General features: G+C 65.6%; 26 protein-coding genes. 12 read left to right on the top strand and 14 right to left on the bottom strand.

What is annotated here, in order from left to right; genetic code table 11:
• Positions 1–160 precede the first annotated feature (160 nt).
• A complete protein-coding gene (locus HZZ13_RS29770; protein WP_197963071.1) occupies positions 161–766 on the top strand; it encodes a hypothetical protein in 606 nt (201 codons plus the stop codon).
• Between the two features lie 10 nt (positions 767–776).
• Here HZZ13_RS29770 and HZZ13_RS29765 read toward each other — a convergent pair whose 3' ends face one another.
• A complete protein-coding gene (locus tag HZZ13_RS29765) occupies positions 777–1508 on the bottom strand; it encodes a TetR/AcrR family transcriptional regulator (RefSeq protein ID WP_197963070.1) in 732 nt (243 codons plus the stop codon).
• Between the two features lie 106 nt (positions 1509–1614).
• Here HZZ13_RS29765 and HZZ13_RS29760 point away from each other — a divergent pair, with 106 nt between their 5' ends.
• The 6 genes from HZZ13_RS29760 (at position 1615) to HZZ13_RS29735 (ending at position 5875) form a co-directional block, all read left to right on the top strand.
• A complete protein-coding gene (locus HZZ13_RS29760; RefSeq protein WP_197963069.1) occupies positions 1615–3012 on the top strand; it encodes a carotenoid oxygenase family protein in 1398 nt (465 codons plus the stop codon).
• Between the two features lie 54 nt (positions 3013–3066).
• Positions 3067–3321, top strand: coding sequence for a hypothetical protein (locus HZZ13_RS29755; RefSeq protein WP_197963068.1), 255 nt, complete (start codon positions 3067–3069; stop codon positions 3319–3321).
• A gap of 76 nt (positions 3322–3397) precedes the next feature.
• Positions 3398–3973, top strand: a complete 576-nt coding sequence (locus HZZ13_RS29750; RefSeq protein ID WP_197963067.1) for a hypothetical protein — start codon at positions 3398–3400, stop codon at positions 3971–3973.
• 12 nt (positions 3974–3985) lie between these two features.
• Positions 3986–4540: an inner membrane-spanning protein YciB gene (locus HZZ13_RS29745; RefSeq protein WP_197963066.1), complete on the top strand. Its 555-nt coding sequence runs from the start codon at positions 3986–3988 to the stop codon at positions 4538–4540.
• Positions 4541–4644: 104 nt separating this feature from the next.
• A complete protein-coding gene (locus HZZ13_RS29740; protein WP_197963065.1) occupies positions 4645–4941 on the top strand; it encodes a hypothetical protein in 297 nt (98 codons plus the stop codon).
• A gap of 16 nt (positions 4942–4957) precedes the next feature.
• Entirely contained in the window at positions 4958–5875 is a 918-nt protein-coding gene (locus HZZ13_RS29735; protein WP_197963064.1) for an SH3 domain-containing protein, read from the top strand.
• 111 nt (positions 5876–5986) lie between these two features.
• Here HZZ13_RS29735 and HZZ13_RS29730 read toward each other — a convergent pair whose 3' ends face one another.
• From HZZ13_RS29730 to HZZ13_RS29720, 3 genes are read right to left on the bottom strand one after another with little or no spacing between them, the layout of a single operon-like run.
• Positions 5987–7642, bottom strand: a complete 1656-nt coding sequence (locus tag HZZ13_RS29730; protein WP_197963063.1) for a fumarate hydratase — start codon at positions 7640–7642, stop codon at positions 5987–5989.
• Between the two features lie 54 nt (positions 7643–7696).
• A complete protein-coding gene (locus HZZ13_RS29725) occupies positions 7697–8038 on the bottom strand; it encodes a type II toxin-antitoxin system RelE/ParE family toxin (RefSeq protein WP_197963062.1) in 342 nt (113 codons plus the stop codon).
• The gene (locus HZZ13_RS29720) at positions 8035–8265 is read right to left on the bottom strand and encodes a hypothetical protein (RefSeq protein ID WP_197963061.1); all 231 of its coding nucleotides are present in this window, start codon (positions 8263–8265) and stop codon (positions 8035–8037) included. Before HZZ13_RS29720 ends, HZZ13_RS29725 begins: the two co-directional genes overlap by 4 nt.
• A 97-nt stretch (positions 8266–8362) precedes the next feature.
• Between HZZ13_RS29720 and HZZ13_RS29715 the strand changes: the two genes are divergently transcribed.
• The 3 genes from HZZ13_RS29715 to HZZ13_RS29705 all read left to right on the top strand — a co-directional run bounded on the left by HZZ13_RS29715 (position 8363) and on the right by HZZ13_RS29705 (position 10103).
• Positions 8363–8836, top strand: a complete 474-nt coding sequence (locus HZZ13_RS29715; protein ID WP_197963060.1) for a hypothetical protein — start codon at positions 8363–8365, stop codon at positions 8834–8836.
• A gap of 301 nt (positions 8837–9137) precedes the next feature.
• Positions 9138–9311, top strand: coding sequence for a hypothetical protein (locus HZZ13_RS29710; RefSeq protein WP_172782896.1), 174 nt, complete (start codon positions 9138–9140; stop codon positions 9309–9311).
• Positions 9312–9428: 117 nt separating this feature from the next.
• Positions 9429–10103 carry a methyltransferase family protein gene (locus HZZ13_RS29705; protein WP_197963059.1) on the top strand — a complete coding sequence of 225 codons (675 nt, stop codon included), beginning with the start codon at positions 9429–9431 and terminating at the stop codon, positions 10101–10103.
• A 28-nt stretch (positions 10104–10131) separates the two neighbouring features.
• On the opposite strand, the gene HZZ13_RS29700 is transcribed toward HZZ13_RS29705, so the two are convergent.
• From HZZ13_RS29700 to flgB, 10 genes are all read right to left on the bottom strand, one after another.
• Entirely contained in the window at positions 10132–10839 is a 708-nt protein-coding gene (locus HZZ13_RS29700; protein ID WP_197963058.1) for a glutathione S-transferase, read from the bottom strand.
• 234 nt (positions 10840–11073) lie between these two features.
• Positions 11074–11751: a lectin gene (locus HZZ13_RS29695; RefSeq protein ID WP_197963057.1), complete on the bottom strand. Its 678-nt coding sequence runs from the start codon at positions 11749–11751 to the stop codon at positions 11074–11076.
• 143 nt (positions 11752–11894) lie between these two features.
• On the bottom strand, positions 11895–12908 hold the full coding sequence (locus HZZ13_RS29690; RefSeq protein ID WP_197963056.1) for a Tim44 domain-containing protein: 1014 nt from the start codon (positions 12906–12908) through the stop codon (positions 11895–11897).
• Positions 12909–13134: 226 nt separating this feature from the next.
• Positions 13135–15720 (bottom strand): cell cycle histidine kinase CckA, encoded by a 2586-nt coding sequence (gene cckA, locus HZZ13_RS29685; RefSeq protein ID WP_197963055.1) that lies wholly within the window; start codon positions 15718–15720, stop codon positions 13135–13137.
• A gap of 155 nt (positions 15721–15875) precedes the next feature.
• The gene (flhB, locus tag HZZ13_RS29680) at positions 15876–16955 is read right to left on the bottom strand and encodes a flagellar biosynthesis protein FlhB (RefSeq protein WP_197963054.1); all 1080 of its coding nucleotides are present in this window, start codon (positions 16953–16955) and stop codon (positions 15876–15878) included.
• A gap of 13 nt (positions 16956–16968) precedes the next feature.
• Positions 16969–17739: a flagellar biosynthetic protein FliR gene (gene fliR / locus HZZ13_RS29675; protein WP_197963053.1), complete on the bottom strand. Its 771-nt coding sequence runs from the start codon at positions 17737–17739 to the stop codon at positions 16969–16971.
• Positions 17740–17919: 180 nt separating this feature from the next.
• On the bottom strand, positions 17920–18183 hold the full coding sequence (gene fliQ / locus HZZ13_RS29670; protein ID WP_011088555.1) for a flagellar biosynthesis protein FliQ: 264 nt from the start codon (positions 18181–18183) through the stop codon (positions 17920–17922).
• 101 nt (positions 18184–18284) lie between these two features.
• The gene (gene fliE / locus HZZ13_RS29665; protein ID WP_197963052.1) at positions 18285–18593 is read right to left on the bottom strand and encodes a flagellar hook-basal body complex protein FliE; all 309 of its coding nucleotides are present in this window, start codon (positions 18591–18593) and stop codon (positions 18285–18287) included.
• A gap of 16 nt (positions 18594–18609) precedes the next feature.
• Positions 18610–19035 carry a flagellar basal body rod protein FlgC gene (gene flgC, locus HZZ13_RS29660; protein WP_036013073.1) on the bottom strand — a complete coding sequence of 142 codons (426 nt, stop codon included), beginning with the start codon at positions 19033–19035 and terminating at the stop codon, positions 18610–18612.
• An 18-nt stretch (positions 19036–19053) separates the two neighbouring features.
• A complete protein-coding gene (gene flgB, locus HZZ13_RS29655; RefSeq protein ID WP_197963051.1) occupies positions 19054–19458 on the bottom strand; it encodes a flagellar basal body rod protein FlgB in 405 nt (134 codons plus the stop codon).
• A gap of 352 nt (positions 19459–19810) precedes the next feature.
• Here flgB and HZZ13_RS29650 point away from each other — a divergent pair, with 352 nt between their 5' ends.
• Both HZZ13_RS29650 and fliP read left to right on the top strand, forming a co-directional pair.
• Entirely contained in the window at positions 19811–20779 is a 969-nt protein-coding gene (locus HZZ13_RS29650) for a flagellar biosynthetic protein FliO (protein ID WP_197963050.1), read from the top strand.
• Entirely contained in the window at positions 20776–21534 is a 759-nt protein-coding gene (fliP, locus tag HZZ13_RS29645) for a flagellar type III secretion system pore protein FliP (protein WP_197963049.1), read from the top strand. The genes HZZ13_RS29650 and fliP overlap by 4 nt, the downstream gene beginning before the upstream one ends.
• Positions 21535–21667: the final 133 nt, after the last annotated feature.

The raw sequence follows: 21667 nt of genomic DNA, 5'->3' as shown, positions 1-21667 counted from the left end.
TCTGAAGAATGAGAACGCGAACGAGGCCGCACGGCTTGAAGCGAAGCCGCTCTTGTAGAACGATTCCGCGCTGCTGTCAGGTATATCCCAACCCTGTTTGAACCTTGCCCACAATCAAGACGTCTGATGGGACGAAGTTCCCAGTCCATCAAAGCCTGTCATGAAACGTATCACAACTATAGGCTTCGCCGTGCTGATGACTTGCATAGGCCTGAGCAGCGCCGACGCTCAATCCGTGGGCAGCAGCTACACCTCGACAGCTGCAAAGGATTGCCGGCAGATCGGCAAGCCCAGCGCGCTCGACGGCAGCAGCACGCGGGTTTGTCCGGGCAAGGGCGGCCTGCTGGTGCTGGTCGCCGAGGACGATCTTCGCGAGATCGTGTCGGTCGGGCGCAGCCGCAAGGCAGCAAGCGAGGAACCGGCGGCAGCAGCCTGGTTCGCACCGTTCAATTCATCCGAGACCACCATCGAATGGCGCGCGGCCGGCGCAAAGCCGTTTGCGATCATCCAGCGCTGGCATATCGCCGACAATTCCGGTCCCGACAAGCAGGGGCGGCCGAGCACCAAGGCCATGCTGGTCGTGACCCGGCTGCCGCCGGGCCCGGTCTGCCACGTCGCCTATGTCGATGCGATCGCCAACCCGAACGCCAACGAGCTCGCGCGCAAGGCCGCCGACGATCTCGCCCGCGGCTTCTCTTGCGGCAAGGACGAGGTCAAGATCGTCGGCACGCGCGGCCGCGCCGTTGAACTCGCGACCATGCGCTAGCCTTCGCGGTTCAGCAGCCGGGTAGCTTCGCCGTCACAGGCGCCGTCAGCATGGCCTCGAGCAGCCGCTCGGCGGTCGTTCCCTCCGGCAGCCGCGCGAGGATATCCTTCAGCCGTCCGTCGAGCAGCAGCATGGTGAAGCCGTGCACCAGGGACCAGGCCCGCGCGATCGCGGCGCCCTGGTTCAGCGTCAGCGAATCGCCGCTGATCTGCTCCTGCCGCATCATGCCGACCGCATTGGCAAGTCCGGCGAAAGACGCCTCGGCCGCCTCGTGCAGCGACGGCCTCGAATAATCCAGCCGCTCGGTGCGGAACATGATGCCGTACATGCCGGGGTGGGCCTGCGCATAGGCGACGTAGGCTTTCGGCCGCGCCAGCGCGGCTTCGAGCGGCGTGGTGGCGGCATCGCAGGAAGCGGCCATTGCCACGTTGAACTGGCGGAAGCCGACGGCTGCGAGCTCGCTGAGCAGGCCCGTCAGGTCGCCGAAATGATGGGTCGGCGCGGCATGCGAGACGCCGGCCTCGCGGGCCACCGCGCGCAATGTCAGGCCGGCAAGCCCGTCGCGCTCCAGCACCCGTTCGGCGGCCTGGAGCAGCGCTTCGCGCAGCGCGCCGTGATGATACGGCGTCTCGGTCTTGGCGCTTCTCGCCCGACGCGAGGTGCGCGGTGGCGCGGTCGCGGTGGTTTTTCTCGGGGCTCGCGGGCTTCGCGCCGCTTCGCCCTTGGTGTCGATCTTGGCCATTTGCAAGCTATATGACGCAATATTGACAGTGTAAAGATTTCACTTGACGAAAGTTGCGATCGGGTTTATCCAATCTTTACGATGTAAAGATAGGGGAGGATTCGCCGTGCAGCAGGACGCCATGGCCGAGCGCCGCAACAATATCGCGCCGATCCCGTTCGAGGCCGATGCGCCCTTCCTGACGATCGTCGGCGAATTGCCGCGCGAGCTGAACGGCACGCTTTACCGCAACGGCCCCAATCCGCAGTTCGATTCGCCCGGCGCGCACTGGTTCGTCGGCGACGGGATGCTGCACGCCTTTCATCTCGAGAACGGCCGCGCCAGCTACCGCAACCGCTGGGTCCGCACGCCGAAATGGCTCGCCGAGCACGACGCCGGCCGCGCGCTGTTCGGCGGCTTCGGCCGCAAGCTGCCGGATGCGCCGGCAAATCTGACCGATGGCGGTGTCGCCAACACCAACATCATCTTCCACGCCGGCAAGCTGCTGGCGCTGGAAGAAGCGCATCTGCCGACGGAGATCGAGCCGGGCACGCTGGCGACGCGCGGCTATCACAACTACCAGGGCCGCGTCGCCGGCAGTTTCACCGCGCATCCGAAGATCGATCCCGTCACCGGCGAACTGGTGTTCTTCGGCTACAACGCGGCGGGCCCGCTGACGCCAGCCCTCTCCTACGGGTCTATCGACGCCTCCGGCAAGGCGACGCGCTTCGAGCGGTTCGAGGCGCCCTATGCCAGCATGGTGCACGACTTCATCGTCACCGCGAACCATGTGCTGTTTCCGATCCTGCCGATATCAGGCAGCATGGAGCGCGCGATGAGCGGACGACCGCCCTATGCCTGGGAGCCGGACAAGGGCGCCTATGTCGGGGTGATGAAGCGCAGCGGCACGGCCAAGGACATCGTCTGGTTTCGTGCCGAAGCCTGCTACGTCTTCCATGTCATGAATGCGTGGGAGGACGAGAGCCGCATCGTCGCCGACGTCATGCAGTTCGAGGAAGCGCCGCTGTTTCCGCATCCGGACGGCCGACCCACCGATCCCGAGAAATCGCGCGCCCGCCACTGCCGCTGGACCTTCGATCTCGCCGGGAATACCGACCGCTTCCAGCAGACCTACCTCGACGATCTCACCGGCGAATTCCCGCGCATCGACGATCGCCGCGCCGGGCTGAAGAGCCGTCACGGCTGGTACGCCTGCGCCAATCCGAAGCTGCCGATGTTCGGCGCGCTTTCGGGCATCGTCCACGTCGACGGCAACGGCAGGCGGCTCGGCCAATACCTGCTGCCGGCCGGCGACACCATCTCCGAGCCCGTTTTCGTCGAGCGATCCAAGGATGCCGCCGAAGGCGACGGCTGGCTGCTCGCCGTGGTCTGGCGCGCGCGGGAGAACCGCAGCGATCTCGCCGTGTTCAATGCCACCGACATCGAAGCCGGTCCCGCCGCCTTGGTGCAGCTCGGCCACCGCGTGCCCGACGGCTTCCACGGCAATTGGGTCGGCGCAGCGTAGCCCTCGAGGCGCGCCACTTGGCGCGAACCCGGCGCGACGAAAAAGGAGTTTTCGATGTACATGCCCTCGATCAGTGCAGGCGCTCTTGTCCTCCTCGCCCTGACCGGTACCGCACTCGCGTTCCAGATGATCCGGCTGCGACGAAGCCGCCATACCGTGTTCGACGGCGGCATCCTGCTCTGCCTCGGTCTGTTGGCTGCCGCTGCACTGCCGCTCCTGCCCTGGGCCGAATTGGCCGAGGAGGCATTGGACCAAGCTGTTGCTGCGCTTCGCATTTTGGAGGTCACCTACGTCATTTTGATGCTGTAAAGATCTTGCTTGACCTGGCATCGCCGGCGCGCTACTTATCTTTACATTGTAAAGATTGACCCGACCGAGGCGGCCCATGGCGATTTTCCTGATCCTCGCGCCCTACGGCGCCTTCGCCTTCCTGATGCTGGTCACGTCGGCCGTGCTCAGCGTGTTTGCGGCATCGGCGATCTGCCTCGCGACCGTCGCGATTGATGTCGCGCGTGGCCGCTCGGTGAAGATCCTGGCCGCGGGCTCCGCGATTGTATTCGCCGCAATCGGCCTTTACCTCGCGCTGATCGACCCCGCGCTCGGCACCCTCGGGGTCAAGCTGTCGGTCGATGTCGGAATCTTCGTCATCTCGCTGGGCTCGATGCTGCTCCGCCGTCCCTTCACGCTGCAATATGCGCTTGAAGCGGTGCCGGCCGAGACCGCGGCGATGCCCGGCTTTCTTCGCGCCAATTACATCATCACCGGCGCCTGGACCGCCGCCGCATTGTTGATGGCGGCTGCCAATCTCGTGCTGCTGTACGTCCCCGGCCTGCCGCTCTGGTCCAGCCTTGCGGTGGCCTTTGCCGCCCGCAACAGTGCGATCTACTTCACAAAGTGGTATCCCGAGTATCGCCAGATCAAGTACGGTACGCCCGCCCGCGCCCTCCCAGACGCCCGCTGAACAGGATCGACGATGAAGGACGTATTCGCCCGCCTCGCCTCCGACTTCCTCTCCGCCATCATCTTCCTGGCCATCTATCTCATCACCGACAGCATCATCCTGGCGACATCGGTGGCGATCGCCGCTGCAATCGCGCAGGTGATCTACGCCCGCCTCAAGGGGCAGGCGCTCAACTACATGACCTATGCGAGCCTTGCGCTCGTCGTCGTGCTGGGCGCGATCACGCTCCTGACCCACGATCCGCGCTTCATGCTGGCCAAACCCTCGATCGCGCATTTCGCGATCGGCCTCATCATGCTCAAGCGCGGCTGGATGCTGCGCTACATGCCGCCAATCGTCGCCGAGACCGTTCCGGAATATGTGACGGCCGCGGGCTATGCCTGGGCGGCGCTGATGTTCGTGATCGGCGCCGGGATGATCGCGGTCGCCGCCACCGGCGATCTGAAGCTGTGGGCGTTCTACATCACGGTGGTCGCGGGCGGCGCCAAGATCCTGGCCTTCGCCGTGCAGTATGTGGTGCTGCGGCTCATCGTCACCAGCCGCCGGCGCGCCGCCGCCCGCGCCTGATGGCCCGATCGCAGGGTTAGGCAGGACCTGCGAGTTGCGCTATAGGCTCGCTCGGGACGGCCGCGGATCGTCGCGGACCGCCGAGATTTGTTCGGGAGACGGGAATGGCCGTAGACGGCAACTGGAATCTGACCATGACGACGCCGATGGGCGAACAGCAGGCGATGCTGAGCCTGAAGGCCGCGGACGGCACGCTCACGGGCACGCTGGGCGCGGCAGGCAATACCGCCGAGATCTTCGACGGCATCGCCTCCGGCGACAACGTCTCCTGGAAGGTCTCGATCGACAAGCCGATGCCGCTCACGCTCGAATTCACCGGCACGGTCTCCGGCGACAGCATCAGCGGCGAGATGGGCATCGGCCCGATGGGCAGCTTCCCGTTCGCGGGCGCGCGCGCATAAAGCCCGAGCTGCACCGATGCGCGTGCTCCGCCTCCTCGCGGCAACGATCCTATGTGTTGCGACACAAGCGGCGCGCGCGGATGACACCGAACCGGCGTGGCGCGCAAGCGCGCTCGCCATGGTGCCGGCGGGCTATGTCGCCGGCCTCGCCTACCGCACCGAAGGTGCGACCGGCTATCTCGCGGTCTATCCGGCGACGTCGAACGATCCGAAGACGCCGGCCAGCGTGTTCGCCGCGCGTCAGGTCCTGGTCGTCACGCTGACGCCGGACGCGACGCGTGCGGTGTCGGCCGAGATCAAGCCACGCACCGGGCCGGATCCCGACGACGACAATGATTTCGCCAAGCTGCACGCCGAGGTGGCCGCCAAGCGCTCGACGCTGCCTGCCGGCACCGAGCCCTGCGATCTCGGCGCCTGGTCGATCGACAAGGATCCGAACGGTCTCAACGTGCGTGCCGAGCCCTCGGTGAAAGCGCGCGTGCTCGGCACCTTGCCACCGCCCTACCGGCTCAAGCTCGGCGGCGCTGAGAACACGCCCGAGGGCGGCTGGCTCACCGAATTCCGCATCATCGGTTTCAGGGACGGCTGGTTCCTGATCGAAGGCGCGAAGCCGCCGGGCAAGGATTACGAGGACGAGAAGCGATATCCGCGCAACGCGCCGAAGCCCTATGCCGGACGCGGCTGGGTCGCCTCGAACAAGGTCGGCGCGAGTTACGCCAATGGCGCTACACGGGCGGGCGGGCTGTTTCAGGCGCCCTTCATCGATGCCAAATGGATGCCGGCCCAGCGCGAGCTCGGCGGTGCGCTCGACACCGACGGCGGCCCGAAGCGCATCTTCGCCTGCAGCGGGCTCTGGGGCCTGGTCGAGAGCCACGACGGCGTGCGCGGCTGGTGGCGCGCGCTGTGCTCCAACCAGGTCACCAATTGCAGCTGACGCGCATCGAGACTTCGCCGCCAGCTCAAATCGTCATACGCGGGCTTGACCCGCGTATCCATCTTCTTCGAAGCGCGATGGATGGCCGGGTCAAGCCCGGCCATGACGGTCTCAGCCCAAATTCAGCTCCTTGAAGAAGTCGTTGCCCTTGTCGTCGATGATGATGAACGCCGGGAAATCGACGACCTCGATGCGCCAGATCGCTTCCATGCCGAGCTCGGGATATTCGAGCACCTCGACCTTCTTGATGCAGTGCTCGGCGAGGTTCGCCGCGGCGCCGCCGATCGAGCCGAGATAAAAGCCGCCGTATTTCCTGCAGGCCTCGCGCACGGCCGGCGCGCGGTTGCCCTTGGCCACCATCACCATGGAGCCGCCGGCGGCCTGGAACTGGTCGACGAAGGAATCCATGCGGCCCGCGGTGGTCGGACCGAACGCGCCGGAGGCGTAGCCTTCGGGCGTCTTGGCGGGACCGGCGTAGTAAACCGGATGGTTCTTGAAGTAGTCCGGCAGCGGCTCGCCCTTCTCCAGCCGCTCGCGCAGCTTGGCATGCGCGCTGTCGCGCGCGACGATCATGGTGCCGGTCATCGAGACCCGCGTCCTGATCGGATATTTCGAGAACGTCGCCAGAATGTCCTTCATCGGCTGGTTGAGGTCGATCTTGACGACCTCGCCGCCGAGCGACTGCTCGACCTGCGGCAGGTATTGCGCCGGATTGTGCTCGAGCTCCTCGAGATAGACGCCGTCCCTGGTGATCTTGCCGAGCACCTGGCGGTCGGCCGAGCAGGACACGCCGAGCCCGATCGGGAGCGAGGCGCCGTGGCGCGGCATGCGGATCACGCGCACGTCGTGGCAGAAGTACTTGCCGCCGAACTGCGCACCGACGCCGAGCGATTGCGTCATCTTGTGGATTTCCTTCTCCATCTCGAGGTCGCGGAAGGCGTTGCCGTCGGGCGAGCCGTGCGTCGGCAGCGCATCGAGATAGCGCGCGGAGGCAAGCTTCACCGTCTTCATGCACAGCTCGGCCGAGGTGCCACCGATCACGATGGCGAGGTGATAGGGCGGGCACGCGGCGGTGCCGAGCGTGAGGATCTTTTCCTTGAGGAACGCGAGCAGCCGGTCCTTGGTCAGCACCGAGGGCGTGGCCTGGAACAGGAAGCTCTTGTTGGCGGAGCCGCCGCCCTTGGCCATGAACATGAACTTGTAGGCGTCGTCGCCCTCGGCGTAGATCTCGCACTGCGCCGGCATGTTGTTGGCGGTGTTCTTCTCTTCAAACATCGAGAGCGGCGCGACCTGCGAGTAGCGCAGATTGCGGCGCAGGTAAGCATCGCGCGCGCCTTCCGACAGCGCCGCCTCGTCGTCGCCGTCGGTGATGACGTTGCAGCCCTTCTTGCCCATGATGATCGCGGTGCCGGTGTCCTGACACATCGGCAGCACGCCGCCCGCCGCGATATTGGCGTTCTTGAGGAAGTCCAGCGCGACGAACTTGTCGTTCGGGCTGGCCTCGCTGTCCTCCAGGATCGAGCGCAGTTGCTTCAGGTGGCCGGGGCGCAGGTAATGGTTGATGTCGCCAAAGGCCGCCTCCGACAGCGCCCGCAGCGCCTCGCGCGACACCACCAGCATGTCCTTGCCGAGCACCTTCTCGACCCTGACGCCTTCGGACGAAATCTTCTTGTAGGGCGTCTCGTCCTTGCCCAGCGGGAACAGCGGGGTGTGCTTGTAGGGCGGAACGGGCTTGGACTGGTCGGGGAAGGCGGTGGGAGCGTTCATGGGGCAAATCTCGGGGTTTTGTGGCCCTGGCGGGCCTCTCAGCATAGAAGCGTTCTAAGCTTTTTTGCCGCAAAGGGAAGCGCCCCGAAAGCCCGTTCGGCTCATGGGGAGGCCTAGACTTTGATCCTTCGCCCCGTGCAGGACGGCCAGCACCTCGATCACCTGGTCTGATTGATCGACCGCGTAGACGATGATGTAGGGAGCCTCTACAAGCTCCCGCGTCCCTTCAAGCAGACCCGGACGACCGATGTTGGGAAGGCCTGACGCGGCAAGACGCTCGATCTTCGCGAGGATGCGGCCGACTACGCGGGCCGCTGCGATGGGATTGTCCCGGGAAATCCAGTCAATAATCTCATCGAGATCACGAGCCGCCGACTCGTGAATGACGACCTTCATTCGCCGAGGCGCTGCTTGAGGCGCTCCTTGAACTCGTCGAGCGTGAGCCGCTGCGCATCCGGATCCGACCGACGGCGGCGAACCTCCTCGACCTGCTCGTCGGTCAGCCGATAGACGCTCTCGTCCTGCGACTCCATGAGCATCAGCATCTTCGCTGCGTCCTCCTGGCGTTCGGGCGGCCAGGTCAGAACGCGGTCCAATATCGCTTTTACCTGCTCCTTGCTCATGTGCTCTTTATATCACGCGCCTGCCAACAAGGAAAACCCCACCCTTGCGCTTCGCGTCCGCCGACGCTTGAATGCGCGCCCTAAGGGGCTTTTCATCATGACATTGAACTTGAACGTCCGCGGCGCGATTCTGGTCGCCGCCGCCATCACCGGCCTTGTTGCTCTCGCTTCGCCTGCCCGCGCCGATCGCTGCGACGACAGCGCCAAGGAGCTGGCGAACCAGATCGACCGTCTCAAGGTGAATTTCCGCGCCGCCAACGTCGTCTATCTCACGCACCCGGCGGCCAAGGAGCTGTCGGTCGGCTGCCGCGGCGACAAATATTCCATCGAGCTCTATGCCAAGGGCGACCGCAAGCCGAAGCCGGAGTTCTATGCCCTGGTCGGATCGACGGCGGCGATCGTCTTCACCGTGACCAAGGACGACACCACGACGGGCGCGACGCGCTGCCTGAAGCGGATGGGTCTGCTCCGCGGCGACAAGGTCACCATGCGCTACCGGCGGCTCAACATGGAATGCACCCGCACCAAGACGGAAGCGTCGATCGCGATCACCCGCGGCAAGGACGAATAGGGCGGAGCTCCTTTTTCGCTACGGACATGTGTCTCGTCCGCGCGGTGCAAACCGAGACGACGAGGGCCTCTCCCAGTCATTGCGAGGAGCCCTCGCGACGAAGTAATCCAGACTGTCTCCGTGGAGAGATCTCTGGATTGCTTCGCTCCGCTCGCAATGACGGAGTACGTGGTCAGCTGCGTCGCGCCCCGCATAGAGGGCCCACACCGCACCAATTCCCTCGCATTTTAGCGATTGGCTTGAAGGAAATTTCGCTCCTCGCAGGGCAGGCTCGGTTGTTTCCATGTGTGAGGATTTGCGGATGAAGGTTTCCACCGTTGCGCCCCCGCCGATCGCGATCGTGGTTCCGAACTACGACACGACCAAGCCGCAGGACGATCAGACCAAGGTCAAGGACGAGGATCCGACCTTCAAGCCGCAGCCGCCGGCGCCGCTGCCGCCGGGTCAGGGCACGCGGATCGATCAGCTCGCCTGATCAGGCTTGCCAAAGCCGAAGCGCCCGATCCGGTCGATCGGGCTTTTGGCGTGTCCGGCCGCATCTTTGCCGGATAGCTGGACCAGGATCGCGCGCCGTTCACCTTAGGACCTGCGCATGATCGCACGGCTGCTGTTGCAGAACACGGTGTTCGTCGTCGGCATGGGCGCGCTGCTGTTTGCGTCCGCCGGGACGCTGCATTGGCCGTCGGCGTGGGCGTTCCTCGCCACCTCCGCCCTCCTCGGCCCGCTCTGCGGCTGGTGGCTCTACCGGATCGATCCGGCGCTGCTCGCCGAACGCCTGCGGCCGGTGCTGCAAAAGGATCAGCCCGCGGCCGACAAGATGTTCATCGTCCTCTTCGTCGTCACCATGCTGGCCTGGCTTGCCGTGATGGGGCTCGACCGCCGCGTTCGATCCTCCGACATTCCGACCGCGTTGCAGGCGCTCGGCCTCGGGCTGTTCCTGGCCTCGACACTGTTCGTCATGTGGGTCTTCCGCGAGAACTCGTTCGCCGCGCCCGTGGTCAAGCTGCAAACCGAGCGCGCGCAGCACGTGATCTCGACCGGTCCCTACGCCTATGTCCGCCATCCCATGTATAGCGGCATGGTCCTGTTCTTCACCGGCGTGCCGTTGCTGCTGGGGTCGTGGTGGGGACTTGCGATGATGCCGCTCTTCATCGCCCTGTTCGCGGTCCGCATCCCGATCGAGGAGCGCACGTTGCGCGAGGGCCTGCCGGGCTATACCGATTATGCGGCGCGGGTGCGCTATCGCCTCATCCCCGGCGTCTGGTGAACGCGCCTGGCGTCCTGCACCAAACCGGCTATCGATCCAGCTCGCGATAGCGGCGGAAGATGCCCTGCTCGTTGAAGGGAATGCGGCGCTCGCTTGCGAGATAGGCCTCGATGTTGGGCCGCGCGGCGATGCGACCGTGCAGGCCGACGAGGCCCGGGACATTGTTCTCGAACGCCTTCATGCGTTTGGGGAAGGCATAACGCAGGCCCTCGACGATCTGGAACAGCGAGAGGTCGACATAGGTCGGGCGGCGACCGGTGACATAGGTGCCGCCGTTTGCGACGAGAAGCTGCTCGAAATAGCCGAGATATTTCGGCACCCGCTCGTCCCAGAACTCGGCCGTGCGCTTCTTCGCCGGCGCCTTCTGGTCCTCATAATAAAGCGAGGGCCCGAGCGGATGATGCGTATCGTGGATCTCGACGACAAAGTCCGTGATCGTGAGCTGGAGCTGGTGCACCCAGAGTCTGCCGGCTTCCGTCTTCGGCGCAAGCCCATGGCGGGCGCCGAGATAGAGCAGGATGTTGGCGGTCTGGCCGATGACGAGCTTGCCCGCTTTCAGGAATGGCGGCGCAAAGGGCGGCGTGCCCTGCTGCGCGTCCATCATCTTCATCATCGCAGCCGTCCCGCGCGGCCCGCGCGCAACATCGACGTAAGCGGCACCCGCCTCCTCCAGGGCCAATCGCACATATTCGCCGCGGCCCTGGATCTCGGGCCAGTAATAGAGCTCGTATTTCATGGGAGAGGTCCGTGAGCGTGAAGGCGACCGGACCAATGTAGCATGCGGCCGGAGGTTCCGTCAGCGTGAGGCGGAACGGCGGTTCAAGATACTCCGTCATTGCGAGCGAAAGCGACTTGTCCGCCGAAGCCTTCGGCGAAGGCGGAAGCAATCCAGACTGCCTCTGCGGAAATAGTCTGGATTGCTTCGTCGCAAGAGCTCCTCGCAATGACGGGTGAGAGAGTTACGCCTCTCTCAATTCGAAGCGAAGCAGTACAGCAGCCCGTCGCCGCCGGTGCTCTTCAGATCGGCCTGCGAGCAGCCGCCGTCGGGACCGCGCGAGGTGTGGGAGCTGTTCCATGACTTCGAAGGCTCATCATCGCGTAGGCCCTGCCGATCGGAATGACCGACGACCGCGGCGCCTTGCGTGCTCGATGTCCAGTTCTTGCAGGTCTTGTCGTCGCCCGCGGCGAAGGCGGTGCCGTCGGGCTGCGATCCCGTGAGGATGTCATGCCGGTTCGGCGTGTCGCCACGGCCGTTGATGACCTCACCCTTCTCGCTGAGCGCGGTCTGCTTGGTGAGATTGTTCGCGCCGTGCAGCTCGGCGACATCCTTGGCGATCACCGTGCCCTTGGCGTTCTGCCATGGTCCCTTGCCGATGCGATCCTTGGCGTTGATGGCCGGCTTGCCGTCGGCGGCCTGCGTCGAGAGATAGGCGCGCCAGGTCTTGGTGCCGGCGCCGGCGGCTTGTGCAAGCTTCTGACAGTGCGCGTCCGCGCCCTCGAGGCCACCGAGGTCGGCGCCCTTACCGAGGCCAGTGGAGGTCACGAAGAACGTCATGTCGGTCGACTGCGCCTGCGCTGATGGCGGCGCCAGCAAGGCCATCGCGAGTGCGAGGCCTAAGATTGTCGCAGATCTCTCGATGCGGATCATGTTGTCCTCCCGTCACAATTGTTGTCGGCCGCCTCATCTCAACCCGACGCGCGCCCGCTTATTCCGATGAGCGAGGCGAGACACTCAAAGAAAAAGGCGCCGTGCGGAAAGCACGACGCCCTGGTTTCTCACGTGGCGGGCGATCAGTTGGTCTGCTGGATCGCCGAGAGTTCCCAACCGGTGCCCGGCCGGCGGGCGAAGGTCCAGATCTCGGTCGCCTCGCCCGGCTGCTCGCTGCCGGCGACGATCGCGCCGGTGTTGCGATCCACCGTCTTGTCGGTGAGCGCAAAGCGCAGCGCCACCGTGGCGTAGTCGGTCTCGCCTTCGCGCCAGGCTTCCGCGAGGTCGCCCTGCAACAGCTTCACATTCGTGACCTTGTTGACCACGTTGCGGGCGCGGTTCTGGGCGAGGTCCTGCTCGAAGTAGGAGACCATCTCGGGCGTCGCGAGCGTATGCAGCTTGGCCACGTCCTCGTTCGACCAGGCCGCCTGGATCTCGCCGAGCAGACGCTCGAACGCCTCATAGTCATCTGGCTTGATCTCGAGCGGCGCGTTGTTGGCGCCGAAACCGAAGCCACCGAGTCCACCGCCAAGGCCACCACCAAGACCGCTGCGATAGTTCGTCTGCGGTCCGGGCGCTGCGCCGGCGTCAGCATTGGCGTAAGCCGCCCGCGGGGCGTGACGACGCTGCCACCACGACATCGCCAGCCGGACCACGAGCACCACCAGCGCGATCTGGATGATCAGGCCGAGGATCGAGGACAGGCCGCCGAGGCCGCCGAACAGGCCACCACCGAACAGCATGCCGAGCAGGCCGGCGCCGAGGAAGCCGGCCGCAAGGCCGCCCATGAACCCGCCGGCGCGGCCGAACAGGCCGCCGCGCGCGGGCGCGGAAGCGGCCGAGTTCATGCCTGCACCCGGCTGGGTGTAGGTCCGGTTGAACTGCGAGGTCGAGCCCGGCGCGGTCGTGGTCGACGGCGGCGCCGAATAGGTGCGCGAGCCGCGCGAACCCGACGACATGCCGCCACCGACGCGCGCGTCGGCGGACGAGATCGCCAGCGCGGTCGGCAGCGCAAGCGCCAGCACGACGGCGATCGTCTTGAAGAGAGTGCGGGATCGTTGCGAGAAAGTCATGTGCGTTTCCCAAATCCCCGGCATGGGGACGTGCCCCTAAGATGGTCAGACTTCCCGAAAAGTGAAGCCGGTTTCGGAACCCATGGCTGCGGCCCTCAGTCGCGGGGATGTGGCAAAAGCCCATATTTGGCGGGGGTTTGGCGAAGGTGCGCGGGCAACCGCGGTCGCCCGTTACCGGTGGGTTTGGGGCAAGAATTCCGCTTTTTCCTTGTCATTGGAGGCGCGGGAACGGCGCAGCGCCGCTTGTACCTCACCCCTGCTTCGTCATCGTCTCCTTCACCGCCGCCACCAGCTGGCTGAGCGTGAAGGGCTTTGGCAGGAAGTCGAACTGCTGGCCTTCCGGCAGGCTCTTCTCGAAGGCATCCTCGGCATAGCCGGAGACGAAGATGAACTTGATGTCGGGGTTCTTCTCGCGCATGGCCTTGAGCAGCGTCGGCCCGTCCATTTCCGGCATCACGACGTCGGAAACGACGAGATCGATCGCGCCGCTCTGCTCGTCCAGCACCTCCATGGCCTCGACGCCGTTCTCGGCCTCGACCACGGTGTAGCCGCGCGAGCGCAGGCCGCGAGCGTTCAGCGCGCGCAGGCCCTCCTCGTCCTCGACCAGCAGGATGGTGCCCTGCCCGGTGAGATCGGTGCGCGGCTTGGCCTCTGCCGCCGCGGCGGGCGCGGCTTCCTTCGCGGCACCGCTGGTCGCGCTGGCCGCAGCTGGTTGCTCGACCTGCACCTCCGGTTCGGCGATGTGGCGTGGCAGGAAGATGTGGAACGAGGTGCCCTGCCCCGGCTCGGAATCGACATAGATGAAACCGCCAGTCTGCTTGACGATGCCGTAGACGGTAGAGAGCCCGAGGCCGGTGCCCTTCCCGACCTCTTTCGTCGAGAAGAACGGTTCGAAAATCTTGTCGCGGATGTCGGCCGGGATGCCGGTGCCGGTGTCGGCGACCTCGATCCGCACATAATCTGCAGCCGGCATGCCCTTGTAGGCGAGCTTGCCCGCGTCCTCGCTGGTGACGTTGGCGGTGCGGATGATCAGCTTGCCGCCGTCGGGCATGGCGTCGCGCGCGTTCACCGCAAGATTGACGATCACCTGCTCGAACTGGGAGACGTCGACCTTCACCGGCCAGAGGTCGCGACCGTGCACGAGGTCGAGCTTGACCTTCTCGCCGATCAGCCGGCGCAGCAGCATGGTGAGATCGGACAGGGCGTCGCCGAGATCGAGCACCTGCGGCCGCAGCGTCTGTCGGCGCGAGAACGCCAGCAGCTGCCGCACCAGCGTGGCGGCGCGCGTTGCGTTCTGCTTGATCTGCATGATGTCCTGGAACGACGGGTCGGTCGGCTTGTGCGCGTTCAGCAGGAAGTCGTTCGCCATCATAATGGCGGACAGCACGTTGTTGAAGTCGTGGGCGATGCCGCCGGCGAGCTGGCCGACCGTCTCCATCTTCTGCGACTGGTTGATCTGGTTCTCCAGCGCGCGCCGCTCGGTGGTCTCGAGCATGTGCACGATGGCGGCTTCCGCCTCGGTCTCGGCCGCATCGACCGGGGTCACGAAGAACTGGCCCCAGCGTTCCCTGGTCCCTTCCAGCGCCACCTCGACCGGGGCGATGTCGGCCTTGCCTTCGGCGGCCTGGTTGATGGCCGCAATCAAGAGGTGGCGGTCGCGCGAATTGACCGCGCGGAAGATCGACTTGGAGGAGGTGTCCAGCCCCAGCGCCTGACTGAGCTTGGCGTAGCGGGCATTGGCGCGCACCACGTTGCCGGCGCGATCGACGGTCGCGATCGCCATCGGCGTGTGGTCGAAGAAGCGCATGAACCGCACTTCGGCGGCACGATCGGGGTCGCTGCGCTCGTCGCGGGCGCGGCTGATCACGAGCGTGCGCGAGGGCCCCGGCGCGCCGTCGGCGCCGAAGGCGAGCTTGTGATAGAGCCGCACCGGCATGGTCTTGCCGGTGCGCATGCGCAGGTCGATGTCGAACACCTCGGTCTTCACCTCACCCGGCACCGCCACGATCGAGGTCAAGAGCGAAGCGCCGTCGCCGGAGACGATGTCGGTGAGCTTCAGGCCGCCCGAGCCGATCTCGGCGAGGTCGTAGTCGAGCCAGTTCGCCAACGTCGCGTTGACATAGGCGAGCTCGCCGGCCGGGTTGACCGAGAAGAAGCCGCACGGGGCGTGATCGAGATATTCGATCGCGTGCTGGAGCTCCTGGAACACGTCCTCCTGGCGCTCGCGGTCGCGGGTGATGTCGGCGATCGACCACACCGCGTATTTCGCCTCGCGCTTGCCGGTGCCGAGCGGGCGCACCCGCATGCGCAGCCAGCGGCCCTGGTTGCCGTCATGGCCGGAGATACGCACCTCTTCCTGCTGCCGCTTGCCCTCGCGGGCGGCCTTGAGCAGGCGGAACACCGCTTCCGAGACGTCGGGGTTGCCGATGAAGACGCGCTCGACGGGGCGCACGTCCTGCGGGCCGGTGGCGCCGGTCAGCGTCAGATAGGCGGCATTGGAATAGACCACGTGTCCGCGCGCGTCGGTGACCGCGAGCCCGTCGAAGGCGTGATCGGAGATGCGGCCGATGATGGGATCGTCGAGATTGCGGTCGGCGAAGCGGATGATGCCGGCGGCGAAGGCGAACAGGTTGAACAGGCCGACCATCGCCAGCACCGCGAGGATGCCGAGGATATAGGGCTGCGCCTGCACGCGCCCCAGCGTCATCAGCCCGACGGCCACGGCGATGAGGCCGGCGGCCACGAGCAGCACCAGCGCAATGCTGCCCGAGCGCGGCGACGGCTCGTGCGCCGCAACGGGCTCGCGTGTGAGGTCGTGGTCGGTCTCGGCGGTCATTCTCGAGCTGGCGCAGCCTGTCGGCAGAGAATCAACGCGCCACCGGGCGCGTGGGGTCCTCCCTGCCTGAATCGGACCCTGAGGTGCAAGGGCAGCAGCGGCGAAAGGTAAGCTGATTCCCAGATTACGGCCATTTCCGGTACTTTTCGGGCATCTTATCCCCGCCCGGCACTGAATCCGCGCTTCAGGCGCATGACGTAACCGATGACTTCGGCGACGGCATGGTAGTGCTCGGTCGGGATTTCCTGGTCGATGTCCACGGTCGCGTAGAGCGCGCGGGCCAGCGGCACGTTCTCCACGATCGGGATGTCGTGCTCGCGCGCGATCTCCCGGATCTTGAAGGCGAGATTGTCGACGCCCTTGGCGACGCAGATCGGTGCGGTCATGCCGCGCTCGTAGGACAGCGCCACCGAATAGTGGGTCGGGTTGGTGATGATCACGGAGGCCTTGGGAACCGCCGCCATCATGCGCTTCTTGGCGCGCTGCTGCCGCAATTGCCGGATCTTGCCCTTGATGTGGGGGTCGCCTTCCGACTGCTTGAATTCTTCCTTGATCTCCTGGAGCGACATCTTCTGCCGCTGGAACCAGCTGCGGTACTGGAAGAAGTAATCGGCGATGGCGACGATCGCGAGCGCGGCGACCACCGCGCCGAGCAGATGGATGGTCATGCTGGTGCTGGCGCCAAGCATGGCGGCCGGATCGAGCCTGACCATCGCCTCCATGCGGTGCCGCTCCGGCCACAGGATCATGGTCATGACCACGCTGAGAGCGGCCAGCTTGCCGATGCCTTTGAGAAAATTGGCGGCCGCCTGCTTGCCGAAGATGCGTTTGAAGCCGGCGCCGGGCGAAATCTTGTTGAATTTGGGCTTCAGGGACTCGGCCGACCACACCAGCCGGTGCTGCAGCATGTTGCCGGCGATGGCCGCCAGCACCAGCATCAACAGGGGCACGCCGACCGCGGCAAGCACGGCGAGCTCGATCTGCTGCGTCAGCGCGAGCAGCGCCTTGCCGTCGGTCTTGATCATCCTGGAATTGGCGAGCAGGTTGCGCATCGGCGTCAGCAGCCCGCTGCCGACCGAGCCCGAGAAGGTGGAGACGACGAGCGTGCCGCCTGCCATCATGAACCAGGTGTTGATCTCCTGGCTCTTGGCGACGTCGCCGCGTTGAAGCGCATCGTCGAGGCGCTTTTGCGTCGGGTCTTCTGTTTGACTTTCGGGATCGTTGTCTTCCGCCATCGATCGATCCCCGTCACTTGAGCGGCATCATCTGGTGCATGACACCGATGAAATAGTCGAGAAAGGTGCCCATCATCGCGGTGAGCACCACGGCGAGCACCAGAAAGCCCGCGAAGATCGACAGCGGCACGCCGACGAAATAGACCTGCATCTGCGGCATCAGCCGCGCCAGCACGCCCAGTCCGATGTTGAAAACGAGGCCGAACACCAGGAACGGACCCGAGAGCTGCAGGCCGAGGCGGAACGCGGCGGCGAAGGCGCGCGTCGCGAGCGAAGCGATGTCGCCGCTCGACACGGTCTCGCCCGGCGAGAAGATCGTGTAGCTGTCGTTCAGCGCTGCGATCACCAGATGGTGGCTGTCGGTGGCAAACAGCAACGTCACGCCCAGCATGGTCAGGAAATTGCCGACCAGCACGCCCTGCTGACCCTGCGTCGGATCGACCGAAGTGACGAACCCGAGCCCCATCTGCTGCGCGATCACGGATCCCGCAACCTGGAGCGCCGACAACGTCACACGCGCGGTCGCGCCCAAGACGATGCCGATCGCGATCTCATGCAGCATCAAGACCAGCAGCGGCGCCAGCGAGCCCATGTCGACCTGATAGGCGTTGCGATGCAGCGGCAGGATGATGAGCGTGAGCAGCAGCGCGATCGACAGCTTGATCCGCGTCGGGATGTTGGTCTCGCCGAGGCCGGGCAGCAGCATCACCATCGCGCCGACCCGGGCGAAGGCGAGCATGAAGGAAGCGGCGAGCGCCGGCAGCAGCGAGACGTCGATGCGCATAGCCGAATGCCTCGGCTCCAACATTCGCATGCCATCGCGGCAGGCACTTTTGCGAATGTTGGAGCCAAAGAGGCATTCGCAAATATCCATAGTCGTGCGGCTATTGGATTTGACATTCGCCAACGCGACTCGTGGAGCCCCCAGGGCGAATGTCAAATCCACCGCACGACGCATTGTGCCTCAGCCACCGATGATTCGCGACGAGATCCGCAGCATGTGGGCGTGGAGCGAGTCGGCCATGAACGGCAGCGCCAGCAGCATCGTGGCAAAGATGGCGAGGATCTTCGGCACGTAGATCAGCGTCTGCTCCTGGATCTGCGTCAGTGCCTGGAACAGCGACACGATGACGCCGACCACGAGGCCGACCACCATCAGCGGTGACGACACGATCACGATGGTCCAGATCGCATCGCGCGCGACGTCGAGGGTCTCGGGTCCAGTCATTGCTTGCTGCTCACTGTTGGTTGCCGCCGCGTCAAGAAAGCGAATGGCGAGTTGCGAATGGCGAATGGAAGCTGCTCCATTCGCCATTCGCCACTCCCCGCTCAGATCGGCATCTTCATGATGTCTTCATAGGCCGCGATGACGCGGTCGCGGACCGAGACCAGCGTGGACACCGCGACATCGGTGTCGGCGACCGCCGTGACCACGTCCATCACGTTGGCCTTGCCGGCGGCCATTGCCACCGTCTGCGCGTCGGACTTGCGGCCGGATTCCATGACGCTGCCGACGGCGTCCTTCAGCAGCGCGGCGAAGGATTGCCCGCTCGGTTCGCTGCCCTTGCCGGCGCCGCTGTTCTCCAGCACGCGGGCGAGGTTGGCGTAAGCATTGGCGGCGATTGTCGGTGATGCCATGGCTCAAATGTCCTGTTCAGCTCTTGAGGATGTCGAGCGTGCGCTGGATCATCCGGCGCGTCGCACTGATGATGTTGAGGTTGGCTTCGTAGGACCGCTGCGCGTCGCGCATGTCGGTCATCTCGACCACCGAGTTCACGTTGGGATATTTGACGTTGCCGCTCGCATCCGCCGCCGGATTGTTCGGTTCGTATCTGACGCGGAAGGCGGACTGGTCGGGCTTGATCCTGCCGAGGGTGACGACCTGCGCGTCGAGCGTGCGGTCCAGCGCGGAGGAGAAGGTCGGCACCTTGCGCCGGTAGGGATCGCCGCCGGCGGTCTGCGCCGTCGAATCCGCATTCGCGATGTTCTCCGAGATCACCCGCATGCGGCCGGCCTGCGCACGCAGGCCCGAGGTCGCGATTGCCATGGAACGGGCGAAGTCGCTGCTGTCATTTGCCATGATCCGCCTCCTTCAGGCCTAACCTTTGCCGATTGCGGTCTTGAGCAGGCGCAGGCTCTTCGAATAGAGCGAGGTCGCCGCGGCGTAATCCATCTGGTTGCTGGCGGCCTTCATCATCTCCTCCTCGAGATTGACGGCATTGCCCGCAGGGCGGGTCTCGAAACCGACGTTCCTGTTCTGGTCGAAGGCGGAAGCCGCCCCCGACGGCGTCAAGTGCGAGGCGCTGGTCCGGGTCAGGGCCAAAGGCCCCATGGACCCCGTGACGGCGCCGGCCTTGTCGAGCTTGGGTTCCACCAGGTCGCGCGGCCGGAATTTCGGCGTGTCGGAATTGGAGACGTTCTCGGACAGGACGCGCTGGCGCTCCTGATGCCACTGCATCTTGGTGCGAAGCGCCGACAGCACCGGAAGGTCGTTGATGGACATCGTCGCGGTTCCCTCCGCCCGGGCGGATCCCAGGGACCGCCGCTAGGCAGAATTTGCCGCCTGTATGGTTAACAGCTGGTTAAGAACGGCGCGCGATGCATGTCCCCGGCCGAAGCCGTTTCCAGCGCCCCGCGAATCGACGGCGCGAAAAGTGGCATTAACCCCAACCGCTTGGCGAGACGTGCACAGGGCAAGAAGTCGTTTTGGATCGGGCGATTCATGGGTTATTAAGAGCTGGGGACGGCAAAACTTGCCGTGGAACGTTAAGAAATCGCAGTTTGGGGCATCGTCCGCCTGTGGTCGGCTCGACTGACCATGGGCACGAGAAAAGCGCCATTTGTCGGGGACAAGTATGCAAGGCAGCCCTATCACCTTCATCGTCGCGTTCATCGTCGTTCTGGCGTTGATCGGGGTCGCTGCATGGCTGGTTCGCCGATTCGCCGGTAGCCGCATCGGTGCCAACACCCAGCGCGGCCGGATGCCCCGCCTCGCCGTGATCGACGCCGCCGCGGTCGACGGCCGGCGCCGGCTGGTGCTGGTCCGGCGCGACAATGTCGAGCATCTGCTGATGATCGGCGGCCCGACCGACATCGTCGTCGAGCCCAACATCGTTCGCGCCGCGCCCAGCCGCGACCAGATCCCGCAACGTCCGAATGCCGCCGAACCGCCGCGTCTTGCTCCCCTGCCCGATGCCGGCGGCTGGGCCGACGAGGCGCCGCGGCCCGAGCTGCTCGATCATCCCGAGCCGCAAATGCCCGAACCGCCGCCGCGGCCCGCGCGCCCCTCCTTCGCCGACGAAGTGCGCCGGCCTGCGCCTGCGCTGGCCGAACGCCGCAGCGAGCCGGCCCTGGGGGGCTTTCCGCCGGAGCCGATCGCGCCACGTCCCGAGCGCGAACCCCGACCCGAGCCGCTGCCGCCGCGCATCGCCCGTGGCGAGCCGCCGCTGATGCCGCGTCCGCCGCGCGGCAGTGAGCCGATGAAGATGCCGCCGGTGCGGGCCGAGCGCGCCGCCGCACCACCGCCTCCTCCGCCTGCGCCGCAGCCCGTTCCGCCGCCGGCACCGGCTGCCGCGCCCTCGAGCGCCGAGCAGAATCTCGCCGAAATGGCGCAGCGTTTGGAGGCTGCCCTGCGCCGCCCGGCCGCGGAAACGGTCGCCCCTCCGGTTGCGCCGGAGCCGCCGCCCGCTTCACCGCGCGCCGCTCGCAGCGAGCCGCCGGCACCGCCCGCCGCGCCGGCGAAGCCGGCCGCGGAAAAGACCAGCTTTGAAAATCTCGAAGACGAGATGGCCTCCCTGCTCGGCCGTCCGAAGCCGTCTTCGTGAGGTTGCCGGTCCTTCCGCGTAGAGTTCTTTTCCTGTCTGTCCTGGTCGGTGCGGCTTCGCTCGCGATGCCCTCGCATGCCCAGGACATCAGCATCAATCTCGGCGGCGGCGCCGGTGGCGGCGGCGTCACGGAGCGCGCGATCCAGCTGATCGCACTGCTCACGGTGCTCTCGATCGCGCCGTCGATCCTGATCATGATGACGTCGTTCACGCGCATCGTGGTGGTGCTGTCGCTGCTGCGCACCGCGATGGGCACCGCGACCGCCCCGCCGAACTCGGTGATCATCGCGCTCGCGATGTTCCTCACCTTCTTCGTGATGGGCCCGGTGCTGCAGAAATCCTATGACGAGGGCATCCGCCCGCTCGTCGCCAACCAGATCGGTGTCGAGGATGCGCTCCAGCGCGCCTCCGTGCCCTTGCGCGGCTTCATGCAGAAGAACGTGCGCGAGAAGGACCTGAAGCTGTTCCTGGATATCTCCGGCGAGCCGCCGCCGGCCACGCCCGACGATCTCGCACTGCGCATTCTCGTCCCTGCCTTCATGATCTCCGAGCTGAAGCGCGCCTTCGAGATCGGCTTCTTGTTGTTCCTGCCCTTCCTGATCATCGACCTCGTCGTCGCCTCCGTGCTGATGTCGATGGGCATGATGATGCTGCCGCCGGCGACGATCTCGCTGCCGTTCAAGCTGATCTTCTTCGTGCTGGTCGACGGCTGGTCGCTGGTGGCGGGGAGCCTGGTGCAGAGTTACGGAGGGTGACGGCCGGGCTCGGGGATCGCATCGCAGACGCATCCTCTCCGCTCCCTCTTAATACCCACCGCCCTCTCCCCGTCATTGCGAGGAGCCCTTGCGACGAAGCAATCCAGACCGCCTCCGCGGATAATTTCCTGGA

The organism is Bradyrhizobium agreste, from assembly GCF_016031625.1.
Taxonomy (GTDB): domain Bacteria; phylum Pseudomonadota; class Alphaproteobacteria; order Rhizobiales; family Xanthobacteraceae; genus Bradyrhizobium; species Bradyrhizobium agreste.
Note: the sequence above shows the minus strand (reverse complement) of the source record. Positions and strands in the feature narration are given on the sequence as shown.